This window comes from Pseudonocardia hierapolitana (genome assembly GCF_007994075.1).
Lineage (GTDB): Bacteria > Actinomycetota > Actinomycetes > Mycobacteriales > Pseudonocardiaceae > Pseudonocardia > Pseudonocardia hierapolitana.
In genome coordinates, this window is sequence record NZ_VIWU01000001.1 from 6,634,526 (window position 1) to 6,654,220 (window position 19,695).

The following is a 19,695-nucleotide window of genomic DNA, read 5'->3' on the forward strand; positions in this document are numbered from 1 at the left end:
CCTTCACAACGCGGTGGGCGCGCCGGCCGCGGGTGCCGGCGTCGTCGTGCGGGTGCGGACCCGGCCCCACAGTGTGATGACCAGGACTGTCACCAGGCACAGTCCGATGATGTAGAGCGCGACGGGCCAGGGTTCGCCGCCCGAGCGCAGCATCAGGGCGGCGGCGATGAGCGGGGTGAACCCGCCGATGAGCGCCGCGCCGAGCTGGTAGCCGAGCGATGCGCCGCTGTAGCGGACGCGCGCGTCGAACAGCTCGGAGAAGTACTGGGTCTGGGCGCCGTACATCGAGGCGTGGCCGACGGCGAGCCCGACGACCAGCGCGACCCACAGCGCACCGGAGGAACCGGTGCCGACGAGCCAGAAGAACGGGAAGGCGAACACCGCCATGAACGCGGCGCCGAAGACGTACACCGGCCTGCGGCCGACGCGGTCGGCGAGCACGCCGAACAGGCCCACGGTGCCGATCGCGACGAGGCTCGCGACGAGCACGCCGTTCAGCGCGACGCTCTGGCCAGGCCCGGACTCGCGGTTCGCGAGGGTGAGGGCGAACACCGTGATCAGGTAGAACGTGCCGGTCTCGGCCGCCTTGGCGCCGAAGGTGACGAAGACGCTGCGTCCACTCGTGCGCAGAGCCTCGACGATCGGGACCTTGACCGGTTCCTGGGCCTGCGCGGCGGCGCGGGTGAACTCCGGTGACTCCGTGATCGACCGCCGCAGGTACAGCCCGACGACCACGAGCACGAAGCCGAGCAGGAACGGGACGCGCCAGCCCCAGGAACGGAACTGGTCCTCCGGGAGGAGCAGGAACGCGCCGAGCACGAGGTTCGACACGACGATCCCCGCGTAGACGCCCATCTGCGGCCAGGTGCCGTAGAAGGCGCGGCGGCCCTCGGGGGCGTGCTCGACCGTCATGATCGCCGCCCCGCCCCACTCCCCGCCGTGGGCGAGGCCCTGCAGGAGGCGCAGCGTGACGAGCAGGACCGGAGCGGCCATGCCGATGGTCTCGTAGGTGGGCAGCAGGCCGATCCCGACGGTCGCGGCACCCATCAGCCCCAGCGTGGCGATCAGCACCGACTTGCGCCCGACCCGGTCCCCGAAGTGTCCGGCGATCACCCCACCCAGCGGGCGGGCGACGAAGCCGACACCGAAGGTGGCCAGGGCGAGCAGGGTGCCGACCGCCGGGTCCGTGCTGTGGAAGAACAGCGAACCGAAGATCGTGGCCGAGAGCGCCCCGTAGAGGTAGAAGTCGTAGTACTCGAGCATCGTGCCGATGCCGCTGGCGAGGGCGACGCGGCGGACCTGCCGCGGCTCCGGTGGGGTGGTTGTCGACATCCGGGGGTTGTCCTCTTCCTTGAGATGCGATGCCGTTCGGTCAGCTCGTGCGGACGGACGGGGCGTCCGGGGCGGGTTCGGGCGACGGGACCTCCGGCCGGGTGCCGCTGGGCCCGACGACGCTCTCGGACACGAGCCGTGCGAGCTCGTCGGGCGGGCACCCCAGCAGGTCGCGCAGGATCTCGTCGTTGTGCTCGCCCAGCAGCGGCCCGGGGGTGCGGATGCGGCCAGGGGTGCGGGTGAGGTTCGCGATGAGGCCCTGCATCCGCAGGGGGCCCAGTGCGGGGTGCTCGACGGTGGTGATGCTGCCCCGCTCGTCGAAGTGCGGATCCGTGGCGATGTCGGCGATCGAGTAGACCGGCCCGACGGTGGCGCCTGCGGCCTCGAACGTCGCGAGGACCTCGTCGTTGTCGCGGTCGGCGACCCAGCTCGCGATGGCCTCGTCGATCTCGTCGCGGTGGGCGATGCGCCCGGTGATCTCGTCGAACCACGGTGCGTCGGCGAGGTCGTCGCGTCCGACCGCGCGCAGGATCCGCCGCCCGGTGGCGGTGGTCGCACCCGACAGCGCGACCCAGCGCCCGTCCCGCGTGCGGTAGCACTCGCGCGGCACGTTGAAGGCGGTGCGGCTGCCCTGGCGGCTCGGCACGATGCCGAGCTGGTCGTGGGCGGTGGTCTGGGCGCCGAGGATCCAGAACAGCGGTTCGTAGATCGACAGGTCGACGACCTGCCCCTCGCCCGTGCGTTCGGCGTGGCGCAGGGCCGTCATCGTCGCGAACGCGCCTGCGAGGGCGGCGACGCCGTCGGCGAGCGGCCACTGGGGGAGCACCGGCGGCCCGTCCGCCTGCCCGTTGGTGTCGGCGAAGCCGGAGATCGCCTCTGCGAGGGTGCCGAAGCCGGGCCGCGTCCGGTACGGGCCGGTCTGGCCGAACCCGGAGACGCGCACGACCACGAGCCGCGGGTTGACCCGCAACAGGTCGTCGGGGGCGAGACCCCAGCGTTCGAGCGTGCCCGGCCGGAAGCTCTCGACGAAGACGTCGGTCTCGGCCAGCAGCTGCCGCAGCAGGTCCGCGCCGCGCGGATCGGACAGTGCGAGCGTGATCGCGCGCTTGTTGCGCCCGACGAGGGCCCACCACAGCGACTCGCCGTCCTTGTGCCACGCCCAGGAACGCAGGCCGTCGCCGCGCGGGTGCTCGACCTTGACAACGTCAGCGCCGAAGTCCCCGAGGAGGGTCGCGATCATCGGGCCGGCGTAGATCGTCGCCGCGTCGACGACCCGCACTCCGGAGAGCGGGAGCTCGGAGGCCTCAGTCGTGTCAAACATTTGATAAAATCTAGATCGTCGCTCCGATCGGATGCAACCCCTCCCTCCGAACACCTCCCGGAGACCTTCCTGTGAGTCCCGCGGCTGCGGGGCCCGCGGGGCGAGCTCGGAGCCGTGGATTCACAGGGTTCGCACAGAAGCTCCCAGGAACCGGCCGGAGCGGGTCGCCACGATCCCGGCTGTGGCGAGCATCGAAGTGAGAAAGCTGACCAAGCGGTACGGGCCCCGGACCGTGGTGGACGACCTGTCGTTCACCGTCTCCGCCGGGCAGGTCACCGGGTTCCTCGGTCCCAACGGCGCCGGCAAGTCCACCACGATGCGGATGATCATGGTCTGGCCGCCGCGAGTGGGGGCTCGGTCACGATCGGCGGCCGGCGCTACCGGGACCTGCCCGTGCCGCTGGCCGAGGTGGGTGCGCTGCTGGACGCCGGTGCGGTGCACGGTGGCCGGACGGCGTACGACCACCTGCTCGCGCTGGCCGCGAGCAACGGCCTTCCGCGCCGCCGGGTCGCCGAGGTGCTGGCCCGTACCGGCATGGACGGGGTGGCCCGCCGCCGTGCCGGGGAGTTCTCGCTCGGCATGCGGCAGCGGCTCGGGATCGCGGCGACGCTGCTCGGCGACCCGCGGGTGCTGATCTTCGACGAGCCGGTGAACGGCCTCGACCCGGAGGGCATCCGCTGGATCCGGGACTTCATGCGGTCGCTCGCCCGCGAGGGCCGGGCGGTGCTCGTCTCCAGCCACCTCATGAGCGAGATGGCGCAGACCGCCGACCACCTGGTGGTCATCGGGCGCGGCCGGCTGATCGCCGACACGGGCATGAGCGAGTTCATGCGCGGTCGCTGGCCCGTGCCCACGACGGGGACGTCGAACTGGAGACGGCGCTGGGGGAGGGCGCCTGCTTCCGGCTGCCCTTGCCCCTGCTGCACCACCCGGCGAACGGGTCCGGGCGTTCATGGTCGTGACGACGGCCATGGACGACCGGGGCGTCGCGTGGCCGAAGGCGCTCGTGGTCGCCGCCGCCGAGCGGACCCTTGATCGGCAAGGGTGATGATCATCATGCTGGGGGAGTACTACGCTCCCGGCGTGGCCGAGTCACGACCGCAGTTGTCCGCCGTCGAGCAGCGGGTGCTCGGTGCGCTGTTGGAGAAGCAACGCACGGTCCCGGCGAGCTACCCGCTCACCCTCAACTCCTTGCGCACCGCCTGCAACCAGGCGAGCAGCCGTGATCCGGTCACCGACTACGACGACTCGCTGCTGCAGGCGACGCTGAAGGAGCTCAGGGACCGCGAGCTGGTCCGCCCGGTGTGGACCGGCGCGGGATCCCGGGTCGTGAAGTTCCACCAGCGGCTCGAGGAGCACGTCGGGATCGGCGAGCCCGAAGTGGCGGTGCTGACCGTGTTGTTGCTGCGTGGGCCGCAGACCCCCGGCGAGCTGCGGAGCCGGGCCGCGCGGCTGCATCCGTTCGAGGATCGCACCGAGGTGGAGGCCACGCTCCGCGGGCTCGCAGCGCGGTCAGAGCCCCTGGTCGTCGAGTTGGAACGCAGGCCGGGTCAGCAGGATCGCCGGTGGGCTCATCTGCTCGGCCCGCTGCCGGAGGCGACACCCCCACCCGCGCCCGTCGATCGGGACGTCGTCATCGCCGCGGGCGCCGATGTCCGCGACGCCCGTGTGCTCGCCGGGTACGACGCCGCCGCGGCGGGCTACGCGCGGGAACTGTCGGCCGAGCTGGAGCACAAACCGTTCGACTGCTGGCTGCTCGACCGCATCGCCCGCGACGCGGACGGCGGACCGGTCGCGGACGTCGGTACCGGGCCGGGACACGTTGCCGCCCGGCTCGCGGCGTCCGGGGCCTCTGTGGTCGGCGTCGACCTGTCGCCCGCGATGATCGACCAGGCCAGGAACCTGTTCCCGGATCTGGAGTTCGAGGTCGGCGACCTGACGAACCTGCTGAGACCGCGCGCCGCCGCGGGATGGTCGGCGATCACCGCGTGGTACGCGTTCGTGCACATGGCCACCTCCGAGCTTCCGGCCGTGATCGCCGGGCTCGCCCGGGTGCTGGTCCCCGGCGGGCGGTTGGCGTTCGCGCTGCACGCAGGTGAGGAGGTGCGCCACGTCGACGAGCTCTTCGGTGCGCCCGTCGACCTGGAATTCGTGCTGCACGACCCTTCCGAGGTGGTGGACGCCGTCCGCGCCGCCGGACTGGTGGACATCGAGTGGTACCTGCGTTCCCCACTCCGTGACGTCGAGACGCCCACCGACCGCCTCTACGTCGTAGCGCGGCGACCTCTCTGATCGCCGCTCCGTCGGTTTCCGCACGGACTGGGCAGGGCGGTCGATGGGGAGGACCGAGCGGGGTGGCGAGCGGTTGTGTCATGCGGGTCGTTCGTAGGTTTCAAGGAGTCGAAGCCAGACCTCGCTGAGGGTGGGGAAGGCGGGGACGGCGTGCCAGAGCCGATCGAGGGGGACTTCGGCGGTGATGGCGATGGTGGCGGCATGGAGGAGTTCGGCGACGTCGGGGCCGACGAGGGTGAATCCGACGATGACCTTCCGGTCCTCGTCGACGACCATGCGGGCGTGTCCGTCGTAGCCGTCGGCGTGCAGGGCGGCTCCGGCGACGGCGCCGAGGTCGTGGTCGACGATGCGCACGCGCAGGCCGGCTTCGGTGGCGGCGGCCGCGGTCAGTCCGACGGAGGCGACTTCGGGTTCGGTGAACACGACCTGGGGCACGGCGCGTTCGTCGGCGGTGACCGCGTGCCGACCCCATGCCCGGTCGTCGACGTGCGCCCCGCGGGCGCGGGCGACGATGAGGTCGCCGACGGCGCGGGCCTGGTACTTGCCCTGGTGGGTGAGCAGCACCCGGCGGTTGACGTCCCCGGCGGCGTAGAGCCAGCCGTCCCCGACCGGACCGCCGTGGGCGTCGAGGACACGCAGGGTGTCATCGACGGTCAGCCAGGCACCCGGTGTCAGACCGACAGCCTCCAGGCCCAGGTCGGTGGTGTTGGGGCGGCGCCCGATGGCCACGAGGAGCTCGTCGGCTTCGACCTGTTCACCGTCGGCGAGGGTGATGTGCACGGTTCCGGTGTCGTCGCGGCGCACGGCGTGGGCTTCGGCGCCCACCCGGATCGACACCCCGGTCTTCTCCAGGGTTTCGGTGACCCGTTCACCGGCGAACGGCTCGGCGGTGGGGAGTACCCCGTCGCGGGCCAGCACGGTCACGACGGAGCCGAGGCCGGCGTAGGCGGTGGCCATCTCCATGGCCACCACACCGCCACCGATGACGGCCAACCGGGCCGGGACGGTGTGGGCGGTGGCGGCTTCCCGGCTGGTCCACGGTGCCGCGGCCGCCATCCCGGGGACGTCGGGGACGAGTGCGCTGGTCCCGGTGGCGACGACCACGGCGTGGCGTGCGGTCAACGTGACCGTGCCGTTGCCGTCGCCGGTGCTGTCGGGCACGTCGACGGTGCGGGGGCCGCTGATGCGCCCCTGTCCTCGGTAGAGGGTGATCCCGGCCTGCTGCAGCCAGGACACCTGTCCGTCGTCCTTCCAGTGCGAGGCGAAGTTGTCGCGCCGGTGCAGCACCGCCGCGGTGTCCAGGCCGCCGGTCACCGCTTCCCGTGCGCCGGGCAGTCGCTGAGCCGCCCGTACCGCCGCGGTGCTGCGCAACAGCGCCTTGGTGGGCATGCACGCCCAGTAGGAGCATTCACCGCCGACCAGTTCCCGCTCGACGATGGCCACGCTCAACCCGCCCTGCACCGCGCGGTCGGCGACGTTCTCCCCGACCGGGCCCGCGCCGATCACGATGACGTCGAAGGCGGCGACATCAGAAGTGGTGGTCATGTCAGTTGCCCTTCGCAGCGCGGCCGAGGCGCAGGGCCGAGACGAGGAAGAAGATCCCGCCGAGCACGGCGTAGCCGGCGACCCTGCCCAGCGTCTGGCCGTCGGCGGCGGCCTGCACGAAGAACGAGGTGCCCGCGAGCACGGAGATGCCGCCGCTGGCGATCATCGCCCACTGGCCGCCCAGCTTGCGGCGCGTGAGGGCCACGACGAGCTGGACGATCCCCGCGACGACGGCCCATACGCCCCACACCCGCAGGACCGCAGGGATGCCGGAGGTGAGGGCGACGATAAGGCCGATCGCGGCGAGCGAACTGATCGCGATGTTCACGTACAGGAGCCGGGCCGATCCGCTCGCCCCGGACGAGCGGGCATCGACGATCGCGGCGGCCACGTCGAACAACGGGTACAGCACGATCAGTGTCACGCTCACGGGCCCGACGCCCGACCCGACCGCGAACATCAAGGCGGCCCACACGATCGCGAACCCGAAACGGACGAAATACAGATATCGAAGAACGGACGCGTTCCCCGTCGAACTCGACGCGGCAGCGGTGGTCATGGTTGATCCTTCCGAATGGTGCAGATGAAGTGGGCAGTCGGATCGACTGGCGGGCGAGCGGCTCCGCGGAACACGGGCGAGACGATCCGCTTTGCTGGTGAGCCCTTCTCCGCTAGGTAGACGAACTGGTTCGTCTACCTAGCGATCACGGTTCCGCGCCGGGTCTGTCACCGCAAGGAAAAGTGATGCACGCCACTGCTCGCGCGACCGCGGCAGCGCCGTCGTCAGCGCTGGCCGCGCGGTGATCGACGCTGCGAGGACGGGCGCCGCGTTGCCCCGTCGCGCCTCGCCGTGAGGGCGCCGGCGGACGTCCCGTGACCGGCCGTCCGGGCTGGACCCGGTAAGGGGGTGGCCATCAACATTTCGATCTTGTAGAGTGAGCGTTCCATACAGAGAGCGTATCGCTCGGTCGACGCCTTCTTCCACATCGGCTCACGGCCCGCGTGCGCGGGCCCGGGTCGCAACGTCGCAACGAAGCGAGGTTCGTATGAGCGTCCTTGAGCAGGTCAAGAGCGCACCGATGAGTCGTGTCCAGGCCAGGGCGGTCGCCCTGTGTCTCGTGATCAACCTGGTCGACGGGTTCGACCTCCTGGTGACGTCCTTCGTCGGGCCGACGATCGCCCGTGAATGGGGCCTGTCACCGTCGCAGTTGGGGATCCTGCTCAGCAGTGGCCTGGCGGGCATGGCCGTCGGGGCGTTGTTCCTCGCCCCGCTGGCCGACCGAATCGGTCGTCGTCGCCTGACGTTGGGCTGTCTCGCCCTGGCTTCGCTCGGCATGCTGGCCGCGGCCGTGGCGCAGGACCTCGGGCAGCTCGTGGTCTGCCGGCTCGTAACGGGCGCGGCGGTGGGGGCGATGGCGGCGAGCCTGCCGGTGCTGGCCTCGGAGTACGCCAACCACAGGCGGCGAGGGCTGGTCGTTGCGCTGATCACCACCGGGTACGGCCTCGGCGCGATCATCGCCGGCGTCGCGACGAGCCTGCTGATGGGTCCGTACGGGTGGCGGGCGGTGTTCGTGCTCGGATGCGTCGCCACCGCGATCCTGTTCGCGGTGGGTGTGCGCTACCTGCCCGAGTCGATGGACTACCTCGTGATCTGCCGTCCTCGGAACGCTCTAGCCCGGTTGAACCGGATTCTCGTCTCGATCGGTCACCCGCCGGTCGAGAGCTTGCCGCAGGCCGTGCCCGCTTCCCGGAAAGTGGCCCTCGACGCGGTCTTCCGCGGCCGCAACGCACTGCGCACCGTGCTGGTCTGGATCGCGTTCACGGCGGCGCAGATGACGTTCTACTTCGCCAGCTCGTGGACGCCGGGCCTGCTGTTGCAGGCGGGGATGTCCGACCAGCAGGGCGTCAGCGGGGGCGTGCTGTTCAGCCTCGGCGGCGTCACGGGTGCGGTGCTGCTGGGGTTCCTCGCGATGCGTGTCGAGCCCCGGCGGCTCACGGCGGCCTACTTCCTCGGCGCCGCGATCGCACTGGTCCTCTTCTCGGTCTCCCTGGGGTCGCTGGCCGGCGCGCTGGTGGTGGCCGTGCTCGTGGGGCTCCTGCTCAACGGCTCGGTGTCGGGCATCAACGTCATCGTCCCGGTCCTCTACCCGGCCGGGGCACGGGCGACGGCGCTCGGACTGGCCGTCGCGGTGAGCAGGCTCGGTGCCGTGCTGGCGCCGTTGCTGGCGGGGTTCCTGCTGCAGGCAGGATGGACTCCCGGGTCGATGTTCCTGATCTTCGCCGGGCCGGCCGTGGTCGGTGCCGGCGCAACGCTGCTGCTCGCCCGCGAGTCGCTTCCCCGTGCGACCGAGGGGGGTCCGTCGGCTCCCTCCGGCCCGTCCGGAGTCGCCCAGGAAGCGGCGACGCAAGGCGTGTCATCCCAGGTCGGGAGGGACTCGTGAACGCACCCGTGGTCGACGTCGGTCGCACGGCGGTGCTCGTCGTCGACATGCAGAACGACTTCGTGGAGGTGGGGGCGCCGCTGGAGTTCCCGGAGGGCCGCCGCATGCTCCCGGCCACCCAGAAGGTCCTGGACGCAGCGCGCCTGCGCGGGATGGCGGTCATCTACGCCGCGCATGTCCACCGCGCCGACGCGGTCGGACCTGGGCATCCATCGGACCTGTATCCGCCGCTCGCGGCGGGCGAGCTGCCCTGAGCTGGCGCGACCGTCGTCGGTGAACACAGGATCTGTTATAGCGTGCGTTCCATACAGGAGGTGAAGGTGGCAAGCGTCTCGGAGGATGCCGGCCGGGGTCCGGTCCTCGTCCTGCTCCACGGCGGCGGACCGGGTGTCGACGCCGCGAGCAACTGGGCGACGGTGCGCTCCCGGCTCTCGTCCGGGTTCCGCTGCCTCGCTCCCGACCTGCTCGGCTTCGGCACGCAGATCGCGGGAGGGGAGGCCGGCGTCGGCGGGCTCCGCGGGCCGGCCGCCTGGGCCCGGGCCCGGGCAAGACAGGTGGTACGCCTGCTCGATGATCACGGGCTGCGGCGCGTGCACCTCGTCGGCAACTCGGCCGCGGGCGGTGCCGCCGCGCTGGCTCTGATGGCCGCGGCGCCCGGCCGGGTCGAGCGCGCCGTCCTGATGGGCGGCGCAGGCACCGGGCCGCTGCCCGGCACCGTCCCCTTCTACGACGAGCCCACGAGGGAGTCCATGCGCGCCGCCCTCGCCCGCCTGGTCGCCGACGAGCGCGCCCACGGCGAGCTCCTCGACGACCTCGCGGCCCGCCGGCTGGAGCAGGCTCTGCGCCCCGGCGCCGAGGCCGCCTTCCGGTCCATGTTCGACGACGTCGCCGACGCGCCGCGCGTCGACCCCGCGACCGTGCGCACCCCGGTCCTCGCCCTGCACGGGGAGCGCGACCAGGTGAGCCCGGTCGACGTCTCGAGGCGTCTGGTCGACGCTCTGCCCTGCGGGCGCCTCGAGGTCGTGGCGGGGGCCGGTCACTGGATCCACGTCGACCGACCGGACGAGTTCTGCACCCTCGTGGGGGAGTTCCTGAGCGCATGAACGACGAAGCCGGCAGTCACGAGAACCGCGTCGGTGTCCTCGTCGTCGGCGCCGGGCCCACGGGCTTGACCCTCGCCATCGACCTCGCGCGGCGCGGTGTGCCGTGCCACGTCGTGGAGGCGACGACCGAGCGGCCCGTGAACCCTAGGTGCAACACGACGTCCGCGCGGTCGATGGAGATCTTCCGGCGGCTCGGGATCGCCGACGAGATCCGGCGCTCCGGCCTGCCCGAGGACCACCCGAGCTCGGTCCAGTACCGGACGACGCTGCGCGGCGAGGAGATCTTCCGCCTCGACCTGCCGTCCGCCGCCGAGGTGCTGGCCGGGGTCGGCAGGGACTCCTGGCCCACCCCGGAGCCGCAGCACCGGATCTCGCAGCTGTTCCTGGAACCCATCCTGGAGCGGCACGCGCGCGAGCTCCCCGGGCTGACCCTCGAACGCGGTACCCGGCTGATCGAGCTGCGCCGGCACGTGGACCACGTCGAGGCGGTCGTCGAGTCCGGCGAGCACGAGGGCGCCACGCGGGTTCTGCGTTGCGACCACGTGGTCGGCTGCGACGGCCCCCACAGCGCGGTCCGGCGGCAGCTCGGGATCCGCTACCAGGGTGTGGACGCGATCCGGAAGTTCGTCTCGACGTTCGTGCGCTCGCCCGAGCTGGGGCGGCTGGCCGCACGCGACCGGGCGTGGACGTACTGGACCTACGGCCGCAGCCTCGCATCACTGATCGCCATCGACGGGGACGAGCTGTGGCTCCACCACGTCGCCTTCGACCCCGACCACGACACCGACGGCGAGGACCCCGAGCGACTGCTGCGAGAGGCCGTCGGCGGCCCCGTCGAGCACGAGGTCCTCGGCGTGGTGCGCTGGACCGGGCGCCAGCTGGTGGCCGAGCGGTACCGGGACGGGCGGGTGTTCCTGGCCGGCGACGCCGCCCACCTCTGGATCCCCGTCGGCGGGTTCGGGATGAACGCCGGCATCCAGGACGCGGCCACCCTGGGCTGGATGCTGGCGGCGGTGCACCACGGCTGGGCGCCGCCGGACCTGCTGGCCGCCTACGAGTCCGAACGCAAGCCGGTGGGGGAGCAGTTCGCCGGCGCGGTGGCCTCGGCCGCGCGGGCGTCCCTCGCGGAGGTCTCGCCCGACATCCACCTGGCCGGCCCGGAGGGCGAGCGCGCCCGCGCGGCGCTCGCCGACCGGCTCGCGGTGACCGAGCCGCACCGGTACTCGCCCGACGGCTTCAGCTTCGGCTACCACTACGCGGGCTCGCCGCTGGTGGTCGGAGGCGAGGAGCAGCCGGTCATCAGCATGGGCGACTACCAGGAGCGGGCGCGGGTGGGCTTCCGGCTGCCGCACGCCTGGCTCCCCGACGGCCGGTCCGTGCTCGACGTGCTCGGACCCGACTTCACCCTGCTGCGGACCGACACCGGCGTCGACGTCGAGTCGTGGATCGAGGCGGCCGGCGAGCAGAAGGTTCCCCTCACCGTGGTCGATCTGCCCGCAGGTCTGCCCGACCGGTATCCGGCCGCGCTCCTGCTCGTGCGCCCGGACCAGCACGTGGCCTGGATGGGCGGCGCGGACGGCCGGCCCGACGAGTTGCTGCAGACAGTCACCGGGCGCGGGGCCGCCCACCAGCGGTAAGAACCCACCAGGAGAGCACATGCCATACGCACTGGGCATCGACGTCGGCGGGACGTTCACCGACGCCGTCGCCTCCGACGGCGCCGGCCGGATCGTCTCGGCCAAGACGCCGACGACCCCGCCGCAGCGCGAGGTCGGCGTCATGCGTGCGATCGAGGAGCTCGCCGCCGAGCTGGGCATCGGCGTCGGTGAGCTGCTCGCGCAGACCGACTACATCGCGCACGGCACCACGGCCTCGATCAACGCGCTGGTCCAGGGGACGGTCGCCGACGTCGGGCTGATCGCCACCAAGGGGCACCGGGACTCGATCTACATCATGAACGCCGAGGGCCGCACCCTCGGCCGCTCGGCCCACGAGATCCAGGACACCCTCCGGCAGCGCAAGCCCGCGCCGCTGATCCCGAAGTACCGCGCGCTGGAGGTCACCGAGCGGATCGACCACGCCGGCACGGTCCTGGTCCCGCTCGACGAGGACGAGGTCCGCAGCGTCGCGCGGACCCTGGTGGAGCAGGGCGTCGAGGCGATCGCGGTGTGCCTGCTGTGGTCGTTCAAGAACGGCGCCCACGAGCGGCGGGTCCGCGAGCTGATCCACGAGATCGCCCCCGAGATGTACGTGACGCTCTCCTGCGAGGTCAGCCCGCGCATCCGCGAGTTCGCGCGGGCCTCCACGACGATCATGAACGCACAGGTCGGGCCCCGCCTGCGCACTTACCTGACCCCATTGCAGGAGCAGCTGGAGGAGGGTGGGCTCAAGGGCCCGCTGCTGGTCATGCAGAGCGAGGGCGGCACCATCACGGCCGACCGGGCGCCCGAGCACGCCATCACGACGGTCGGGTCCGTCCTGTCCGGCGGCGTCATCGGCGGTCAGCGGCTGGCCGAGCAGCTCGGGCACCGCAACGTCATCACCACCGACGTCGGCGGCACGACCTTCCTCGCGGGCCTGATCGTCGACGGGGCGCCGGTCATGGCGCCGGGCTCCATCGTCAACCAGTTCCCGATCAACGCCGCGACCATCCGGGTGCACACGATCGGTTCCGGCGGCGGCGCGCTGGCGGCGGTGGACGCAGGCGGGAACCTCCGGCTGGGCCCGCAGAGCGCCGAGGCGGTCCCCGGCCCCGCCTGCTACGCAGCCGGCGGCACGCGGCCCACCAACACCGACGCGAACCTGGTGCTCGGCATCCTGAGCGAGCGGGGACTCCTCGGCGGGCGCAAGCCGCTGCGGCTGGACCTGGCCCGCGAGGCGATCCGCGAGCACGTGGCGCAGCCGCTCGGGCTCACCGTCGAAGAAGCCGCGATCGCCATCCACGAGGTGCAGAACGCGCAGGCGGGAGACCTCCTGCGCCGCGCCGTCGTGCAGGCGGGCTACGACCCCCGCGACTTCGTCGCCTACGCCTTCGGGGGCGCCGGCCCCGCCCACTGCGCCGGCTACTGCCAGGACCTCGGAGTGAGCGAGGTAGTCGTGCCGCTCGGGCCCGTCGCGTCCGCGTTCTCGGCATACGGGCTCGCGGCCTCGGACGTCGCCCTGAGCGCCGAGCTGTCCGATCCGTCGTCCTTCCCGGTCGACCACACCGTGCTCGAGTCCCACTACGCCCGGCTCGAGGCCGACCTCGAGCGCGCCCTCGACCAGCAGAAGGTCAAGTTCCACGACGTGACGCTGCAGCGCGAGATCGACCTGCGCTACTCCATGCAGGTCAACGAGCTCGCGGTCACCCTCCCGGACACGGGGTTCACCCACCGCACCGGCGACGAGATCCTCGAGCGCTTCGAAGAACAGTACGAGCGCATCAACGGCTCCGGAGCCGGCTACCGCGAAGCAGGCGTGCAGGCGATCACCTACCGCATGCGGGCCAAGGCGTCCCTCGGCTTCCCCGTCGTGCTGCCGGATCTCGGGCGGGCCGACGGCCCCGACCCGGCCGGCGCACTCCTCGAGGAACGCGCCGTCTGCCTCGATTCCCAGATCGGCTTCGTGCCCACCCCCGTGTACGACTACGCCCGGCTCCGCGCGGGCCACGAGATCACCGGGCCTGCGATCGTCGACGTGCCGACCACCGTGGTCGTGGTCCCCGCCGGTGTGACCGGCCGCGTCGACCGCCTCGGCAACCTCGTGCTGCGCTACCGATGAGGACGGGCTACCAGTGAGGACGACTCCCATGGCATCGACGATTCCCGGGGCGGACGAGTTCACCAGCCGCCCCCTCCCTCGCGCCGAGCTGCTGGCGCAGATCTCGCCCGCGTTGCCGCTGCACGAGATCGACGACGAGCAGGCCGAGCAGGTCGACGCCCTGACCTACGAGGTCGTCCGGCACCGGCTCTGGGCGATCACCCAGGAGATGGGGGAGACGCTGCGGCGGATGTCGGGCTCGCACGTCGTCACGGAGTCGAACGACTTCAACTTCTCCATCTGCGACGAGCTCGGCGAGCAGGTCCAGGTCGGCACCTACAACATCGGCCTCATCGGCTCGATGGACCTCGCGATCACCTGGACGCTGCGCCACCGCAGCGACAACCCGGGGATCGAAGAGGGCGACATGTTCCTGTGCAACGACCCGTGGATCGGCGGCGGGCTGCACCAGAACGACGCGGCGATCCTGGCTCCGATCTTCCACGAGGGCAGGCTCTTCGGCTGGACGACGGCCATCGCCCACCAGGTCGACCTGGGCGGCCCGCGCCCGGGCTCGTTCAGCCCCTCTGCCCAGGACGTGTTCGGTGAGGCGCTCCCCACCCCACCGATCAAGGTCGTCCGGGGTGGGGTGCTGCAGCGCGACGTCGCCGACGCGTGGGTGCGCCGCTCTCGGCTCCCGCACATGGTGGGGCTGGACCTGCGAGCGAAAATCGCGGCGAACAAGGGCGCGGCGGAGCAGATCCTCCGTCTCATCGCCAAGTACGGCGTCGACACCGTCAAGGCGGTGATGCGCCGCATGATGGACGACGCCGAGCGCCGCCTGCGGGCGAAGCTCGCGGCCCTGCCCGAGGGCACCTGGACCGCGGTGGGCTACCAGGAGCAGTCGCAGACCGGCGACCGCGGTCTGCACGCGATCAAGGTGGCGATGACGAAGGAGCGGGACCGGCTGGTCTTCGACTTCCGCGGGACCGCCGAGCAGACCGGGATCATCAACTGCCCGTACCCGGGCCTGCGCGCCGGGATCGTCTTCACCATGCTGCCGCTGCTGGCGGGCGACATCCCGTGGGCGGCGGGCGGGCTCATGCGCTGCTTCGAGATCATCACCGACGAGGGCACCATCACCAACGCCTCGTTCCCGGCCGCGGTGGGCAAGGGTCCCTTCGGACCGGCGTGGGGCGCGGGCAACCTCGTCGCCGAGGTGCTCGCCAAGATGCTCGACGCCGAACCCGCGCACCGCACCGACGTGCAGTCGATCTGCAACGGCACCACCGACCTGTGCGTGGTGTCCGGTGTGGACGTTCGCGGCGGCGGCAGCAAGGGGTTCGTCACGCCGGTCTTCGACGTCATGGCCGGTGGCTACGGCGCCCAGGTGCACCACGACGGGGTCGACACCGGCGGCCGGCTCATCATCCCCTCCGCGCGGGCCCCTGACGTCGAGATGACCGAGTACCTCTACCCGCTCGTCGCGCTGTGGCGCCGCGAGCAGACCGACTCGGGCGGGCCGGGTCGGCAGCGGGGTGGGATGAGCGGTTCGGTCTGCTATGTCCAGCACCCGGACCAGCACGGCACGATGTCGCTGGTCGTGTCCGGTACCGGCAAGGTCGCCAACCAGAACGTCGGCCTCACGGGCGGCTACCCGGGCAACTCCCAGCTCGACCTGGTCGTGCGCGGCGTCGACGTGCCCCGGCTCGCCGGCGCGACGGCCGTTCCCGCCGCCCTGGACGAGCTCGGCGGCGAGATCGAGGTCCTGCCCTGCGAGGGGGAGTCGATTCTCGGGCCCGGGGACGCGCTGTTCCTGCACTGGCAGGCAGGCGGGGGCTACGGCGATCCGCTGCTGCGTCCCGCGGAGAGCGTGCGCGACGACGTGCTGCAGGTGCGGGTCTCGGCCGCCGCCGCGCGCGACGTCTACGGCGTCGTCCTCCTGGAGAACGGCGAGGTGGACGAGACCGCGACCGACCAGACTCGCGAGAAGATCCGGCGCCGACGCGCGGTGGAGTCGGGTCTGCCCGACGCGTGGCTCGCGCCGATCGTCGAGCCGGACCTCGTCGGTTCGCGACGCCTCGACGACAACCTCGCCGTCCTGGACACGCCGGCGGGGCGGACCGTCACTTGCACCCACTGCGGCACGGAGATCGGGCGCCTGGACGGCGGAGACTTGGTGGCGGCGCTCGCCCGCCGCGACGCCCCGCCCACCGATGCCGGACCCCACATCTGGCGTGACCCGTCGGTCTACGTCGATGCCGAGGTGGTGTTCCGGCAGCTCTTCTGCCCGGGCTGCCTGACGGCCGTCTACTCCCGGGTCACCCCGGTCGACCATCCGCTGCCCGATGACGACTACCGGAGCTGGGCGTGATGCCCGGGAGGACGGTCGCCTCGTTCGACCCGCCGGCCGGCGCTCCGGTGTCGAGGCGGCGGGACCCGGGGGAGCGGTCGCAGCACGTGGCACGAACCGCGGAGCATCAGGCAGGGGCGGCGTTCCTGCGCGGAGCCGTACCTATCATGGCTCCGTGGTGAGGGAACCGGGCTCGACATCGTCCACTGTCGGCGCGAGCAGCCGCGACCTCATCCTGGACGCGGCTCGAGACCTCATCACGAAGAACGGCTACGACGGCATGGCCGTCTCGGACCTGTGCGCGCAGTCCGGGCTGCCGGCCAGTTCGGTCTACTACCACTTCGGCAACAAGCTCGGTGTCCTGGCCGCGCTGTTGGAGCGCACCTTCGACGAGTTGCACGCGTTGTTCCCGAACCCGTCCTCGTTCGACGGTCTCGAGCCGATCGATCGCCTCGAGGCGTGGTTCACGGCGGCGTGCGACTCCCTCGATCGGCGCCCGGACTACCTTCGTCTCCTGCTGGCCGTCAGCGTCGGCCCGCACAAGGACTCCGAGACGGTGGGCGCCACCGTCCGGCGCATCCGCGACTCTGCGCACGCGTCCTGGGTGGACGCCCTCACCCCCGTCCTCGCGCCGCACGGAGACGAGGACGGCAAGGCCATGGTCGAGCAGCTGGCCGTCCTCGGGCGGGCCATGACCGACGGGCTGTCGGTGGCCAACAGCCTCGACGGGGCCACGTACAGCTCGAACGTTGCCCCGTTCGTCGCCCTGATCCGCGGATTGGTGCGACAGTGAGGCGGCCCGGGGCAGTGACGGGTACGTGACGTGCGCCGGACCGCAGTAATCGGCTCGACGGAGGACCACCGGGGAACTCAGGCCGCGGCGCGTGCGGCGAGAGGCCGGCGACGCAGGCTCGGGTCCTGGATGGCCGGCGGCTGGTAGGCCTGGTCGAGCGCACCGATGTCGCTGCCGGGCGGGACGATCTCGTCGATGCGGTCGAGCACGTCGTCGGAGAGGGTGACGTCGAGGCCGGCGAGCAGGTCGTCGAGGTGCGCTTCGGTCCGCGCGCCGAGGAGCGCGCAGGTGACGCCGGGGTGGCTGATGGTGAACGCCATCGCGAGGTGGGTCATGGGCAGGCCCGCCTCCGCGGCGAGCGGGACGAGCTGCTCGACCACGTCGAGCCGGTGCTCGTCGGTGAGGTGCCGGACCAGGCCGGCGCGGCGCAGGTCGTTCTGGTCGCGGCGGGCGCGTCCGGTGAGCAGCCCTTGCCCGAGCGGGCCCCAGACCAGGGTGCCCATACCGAATCGCTGGGCGGTGGGCAGGACCTCGCGTTCGACGCCGCGGTTGAGGATGGAGTAGGCGGGCTGCTCGGTGTGGAACCGCGCGAGGCCGCGCCGCTCGGCCACCCACCGGGCCTCGATGATGTCGGCGGCCGAGGAGTGGGAGGCGCCGATCGCGCGGACCTTGCCGCTGCGGATCAGGTCGGTCAGCGCGGCGAGGGTCTCCTCGATGTCGGTGTCGGGGTCGGGGCGGTGCAGCTGGTAGAGGTCGATGTGGTCGGTCTGCAGCCGTCGCAGCGAGTTCTCGACGGCGGTGACGATCCAGCGTCGCGAGGCACCCTGGTGGTTCGGGTCCTGCCCGGTGGGACGGCTGAACTTGGTGGCGAGCACGACGTCGTCGCGGCGGCCCTTCAGCGCCTCGCCGACCACCTCCTCGGAGTCGCCGTAGGCGTCGGCGGTGTCGATGACGTTGATGCCGGCGTCGATGGCCTTGTGGATGATCCGGGCGGAGTCCCCGGGGTCGTTGCCCATGGACGTCGCGAACATCAGCGCGCCGAGGGCGTAGGGGCTGACCTTGATGCCGGTCCGGCCGAGGGTGCGGTACTGCACGGATCTCTCCTTCGTGCTGGTCGGCGCGGCCGGGGATGCCGTACCGTAAGCGGAATAACTTTCCGGAACTATACGGAATGGCATTCCGCTTATGCAAGCCGAGGTGGTGGAGTGACGCAGGACACGACGCCGGCGCCGCGCCGGCGGCGCGCCGACGCGCGGCGCAACGTCGACGCGCTGCTCGAGGCCGCGCGGACCGTCTTCGACGCCTCCGGGGTGGACGCGCCGGCGAAGGAGATCACCGACCTGGCCGGTGTCGGGGTCGGCACGCTGTACCGGCACTTCCCGCAGCGCTCGGACCTGGTGAAGGCCGTGGTGGAGAGCGGGATCGACGCCGTCGCCGAGGCCGGCCCGGCACTGGCTGCCGCGTTCGAGCCGGCGGAGGCGCTCGAACGGTGGATCGACCGGTACGTCGAGCTGCTCGGCACCAAACGGGGGCTCGCCTCGGCGCTGCACGCGGGCGACCCGGCGTTCGCCGGGCTGCCCGACTACTTCATGCAACGGCTCGGACCCACCCTCTCGGCGCTGCTCGACGCCGGCGTGGCCGCGGGGGCGATCCGCGGCGACATCGGCGCCGAGGACCTCCTGTACGCCGTCGCCCAGCTGTGCCGGCCCGTGCCCGGACGCGGGCCCGAGCACGGGCGGCGGATGGTCGGAGTCCTGGTCGACGGCCTGCGCTGTGGAGGCGGGCAACAGCGGCCGTGAGGAGATAGGTCAACCCCAGCGCCGTGCCCGTGTCCGAACCGCGGGCATCGGCGGCACATCTGCGCGATCGCGCGTCGAGTCGGGGGCGGGCCATGTGATGACGCGACGCGGAGTCGTATAGTGAGCGTTACATACACGACGGATGGAGGCGCCAGGGTGACGACCATGGTGGATGTCGGGGACGCCGAACTGGCCTACACCGAGTTCGGTACGGGCAGTCCGGTCGTGTGGCTGCACGGTTCGGGGCCGGGTGCCACCGGCATGAGCAACTTCGGGGCGAACCTGTCGGCCTTCGCGGCCTACCGGAACGTGGTGGTGGACCTTCCGGGTTGGGGCCGTTCGCCACGGTCCGCGACGGACGAGCCGTTGATCTTCCACGCGGCGGAACGCGTGTGCCGCGCGATGACGGCGCTCGGGATCGACCGAGCCCATCTGGTGGGCAACTCCTACGGCGGCGGCGTCGCGATGCGGATCGCCGTGGCCCATCCGGAGCGGGTGGATCGACTGGTTCTGATGGCGCCCGGCGGCGTTCTCCCTGAGGATGCGCCGCCGTGGCCGGTGGGGCTGGAGCACCTCTTCGGCTACATGGCGGCCGAGAAGCCCTCACGGGAGGCGATGGCACAGTTCGTCCGTCTGATGGTGTACGACGAGTCGTTGGCGACCGATGCGCTGATCGACGAGCGGTACGAGTCGAGCCTGCGGGCTCATCCCGAGCTGCCGATCCCTCCGAACTTCGGCGACCTCACGCCCGACCTGGCGCGGATCGGTGCACCCACGCTGCTCGTGTGGGGCCGGGAGGACCAGACCGTGCCGCTGACGTGGGCGTCGACGATCCTGCGCGGCATCCCCGACGCGGAGCTGCGCGTTCTTCCCCGATGCCGGCACTGGGTGCAGTACGAGCGTGCGCCGGAGTTCAACCACATCGTTCGAGAGTTCCTGCAGGGCGGAGCCGCGGCCGCCACGTCGGAGGGATGAGGC

15 protein-coding genes and 1 pseudogene are annotated in these 19,695 nt (G+C 71.9%); 11 read left to right on the forward strand and 5 right to left on the reverse strand.

What is annotated here, in order from left to right:
* Positions 1-3: 3 nt before the first annotated feature.
* Entirely contained in the window at positions 4-1,332 is a 1,329-nt protein-coding gene (locus tag FHX44_RS31435) for an MFS transporter (protein ID WP_147259089.1), read from the reverse strand.
* Between the two features lie 40 nt (positions 1,333-1,372).
* Positions 1,373-2,653, reverse strand: coding sequence for a CaiB/BaiF CoA transferase family protein (locus FHX44_RS31440; protein WP_147259090.1), 1,281 nt, complete (start codon positions 2,651-2,653; stop codon positions 1,373-1,375).
* A 181-nt stretch (positions 2,654-2,834) separates the two neighbouring features.
* Between FHX44_RS31440 and FHX44_RS43940 the strand changes: the two are divergent.
* A pseudogene (locus tag FHX44_RS43940) lies at positions 2,835-3,487 on the forward strand (ABC transporter ATP-binding protein); the annotation flags it as partial.
* A gap of 249 nt (positions 3,488-3,736) precedes the next feature.
* Positions 3,737-4,945 (forward strand): DUF480 domain-containing protein, encoded by a 1,209-nt coding sequence (locus FHX44_RS31450; RefSeq protein WP_212612735.1) that lies wholly within the window; start codon positions 3,737-3,739, stop codon positions 4,943-4,945.
* A 78-nt stretch (positions 4,946-5,023) separates the two neighbouring features.
* On the opposite strand, the gene FHX44_RS31455 is transcribed toward FHX44_RS31450, so the two are convergent.
* Together FHX44_RS31455 and FHX44_RS31460 are read right to left on the reverse strand one after the other, a co-directional pair.
* Positions 5,024-6,490 carry a dihydrolipoyl dehydrogenase family protein gene (locus FHX44_RS31455; RefSeq protein ID WP_147259091.1) on the reverse strand — a complete coding sequence of 489 codons (1,467 nt, stop codon included), beginning with the start codon at positions 6,488-6,490 and terminating at the stop codon, positions 5,024-5,026.
* Between the two features lies 1 nt (position 6,491).
* On the reverse strand, positions 6,492-7,049 hold the full coding sequence (locus tag FHX44_RS31460; RefSeq protein ID WP_147259092.1) for a hypothetical protein: 558 nt from the start codon (positions 7,047-7,049) through the stop codon (positions 6,492-6,494).
* 520 nt (positions 7,050-7,569) lie between these two features.
* On the opposite strand from FHX44_RS31460, the gene FHX44_RS31465 reads away from it, so the two are divergent.
* From FHX44_RS31465 to FHX44_RS31495, 7 genes are all read left to right on the forward strand, one after another.
* Positions 7,570-8,931 (forward strand): MFS transporter, encoded by a 1,362-nt coding sequence (locus tag FHX44_RS31465; protein WP_246170692.1) that lies wholly within the window; start codon positions 7,570-7,572, stop codon positions 8,929-8,931.
* On the forward strand, positions 8,928-9,185 hold the full coding sequence (locus FHX44_RS42385; RefSeq protein ID WP_170308686.1) for a cysteine hydrolase family protein: 258 nt from the start codon (positions 8,928-8,930) through the stop codon (positions 9,183-9,185). The genes FHX44_RS31465 and FHX44_RS42385 overlap by 4 nt, the downstream gene beginning before the upstream one ends.
* Positions 9,186-9,251: 66 nt before the next feature.
* Positions 9,252-10,034: an alpha/beta fold hydrolase gene (locus FHX44_RS31475; protein WP_147259095.1), complete on the forward strand. Its 783-nt coding sequence runs from the start codon at positions 9,252-9,254 to the stop codon at positions 10,032-10,034.
* Positions 10,031-11,671 carry an FAD-dependent monooxygenase gene (locus tag FHX44_RS31480; RefSeq protein WP_147259096.1) on the forward strand — a complete coding sequence of 547 codons (1,641 nt, stop codon included), beginning with the start codon at positions 10,031-10,033 and terminating at the stop codon, positions 11,669-11,671. Before FHX44_RS31475 ends, FHX44_RS31480 begins: the two co-directional genes overlap by 4 nt.
* A 19-nt stretch (positions 11,672-11,690) precedes the next feature.
* Positions 11,691-13,793, forward strand: coding sequence for a hydantoinase/oxoprolinase family protein (locus FHX44_RS31485; protein ID WP_147259097.1), 2,103 nt, complete (start codon positions 11,691-11,693; stop codon positions 13,791-13,793).
* A 28-nt stretch (positions 13,794-13,821) separates the two neighbouring features.
* A complete protein-coding gene (locus tag FHX44_RS31490) occupies positions 13,822-16,146 on the forward strand; it encodes a hydantoinase B/oxoprolinase family protein (protein ID WP_147259098.1) in 2,325 nt (774 codons plus the stop codon).
* Positions 16,147-16,300: 154 nt separating this feature from the next.
* Positions 16,301-16,918: a TetR/AcrR family transcriptional regulator gene (locus FHX44_RS31495; protein ID WP_212612736.1), complete on the forward strand. Its 618-nt coding sequence runs from the start codon at positions 16,301-16,303 to the stop codon at positions 16,916-16,918.
* 77 nt (positions 16,919-16,995) lie between these two features.
* On the opposite strand, the gene FHX44_RS31500 is transcribed toward FHX44_RS31495, so the two are convergent.
* Entirely contained in the window at positions 16,996-18,012 is a 1,017-nt protein-coding gene (locus FHX44_RS31500) for an aldo/keto reductase (protein WP_147259100.1), read from the reverse strand.
* A 111-nt stretch (positions 18,013-18,123) separates the two neighbouring features.
* Between FHX44_RS31500 and FHX44_RS31505 the strand changes: the two genes are divergently transcribed.
* Positions 18,124-18,717: a TetR/AcrR family transcriptional regulator gene (locus FHX44_RS31505; RefSeq protein WP_147259101.1), complete on the forward strand. Its 594-nt coding sequence runs from the start codon at positions 18,124-18,126 to the stop codon at positions 18,715-18,717.
* A gap of 165 nt (positions 18,718-18,882) precedes the next feature.
* Positions 18,883-19,692 (forward strand): alpha/beta fold hydrolase, encoded by an 810-nt coding sequence (locus FHX44_RS31510; protein ID WP_246171023.1) that lies wholly within the window; start codon positions 18,883-18,885, stop codon positions 19,690-19,692.
* The last annotated feature ends 3 nt before the right edge of the window (positions 19,693-19,695 follow it).

Coding starts and splice junctions, on each gene's coding strand:
- FHX44_RS31440 (WP_147259090.1), bottom strand. CDS start 2,653: ATGTTTGACACGACTGAGGCCTCCGAGCTCCCGCTCTCCGGAGTGCGG.
- FHX44_RS31490 (WP_147259098.1), top strand. CDS start 13,822: ATGGCATCGACGATTCCCGGGGCGGACGAGTTCACCAGCCGCCCCCTC.
- FHX44_RS31435 (WP_147259089.1), bottom strand. CDS start 1,332: ATGTCGACAACCACCCCACCGGAGCCGCGGCAGGTCCGCCGCGTCGCC.
- FHX44_RS31460 (WP_147259092.1), bottom strand. CDS start 7,049: ATGACCACCGCTGCCGCGTCGAGTTCGACGGGGAACGCGTCCGTTCTT.
- FHX44_RS31455 (WP_147259091.1), bottom strand. CDS start 6,490: ATGACCACCACTTCTGATGTCGCCGCCTTCGACGTCATCGTGATCGGC.
- FHX44_RS31480 (WP_147259096.1), top strand. CDS start 10,031: ATGAACGACGAAGCCGGCAGTCACGAGAACCGCGTCGGTGTCCTCGTC.
- FHX44_RS31465 (WP_246170692.1), top strand. CDS start 7,570: ATGAGTCGTGTCCAGGCCAGGGCGGTCGCCCTGTGTCTCGTGATCAAC.
- FHX44_RS31485 (WP_147259097.1), top strand. CDS start 11,691: ATGCCATACGCACTGGGCATCGACGTCGGCGGGACGTTCACCGACGCC.
- FHX44_RS31510 (WP_246171023.1), top strand. CDS start 18,883: ATGGTGGATGTCGGGGACGCCGAACTGGCCTACACCGAGTTCGGTACG.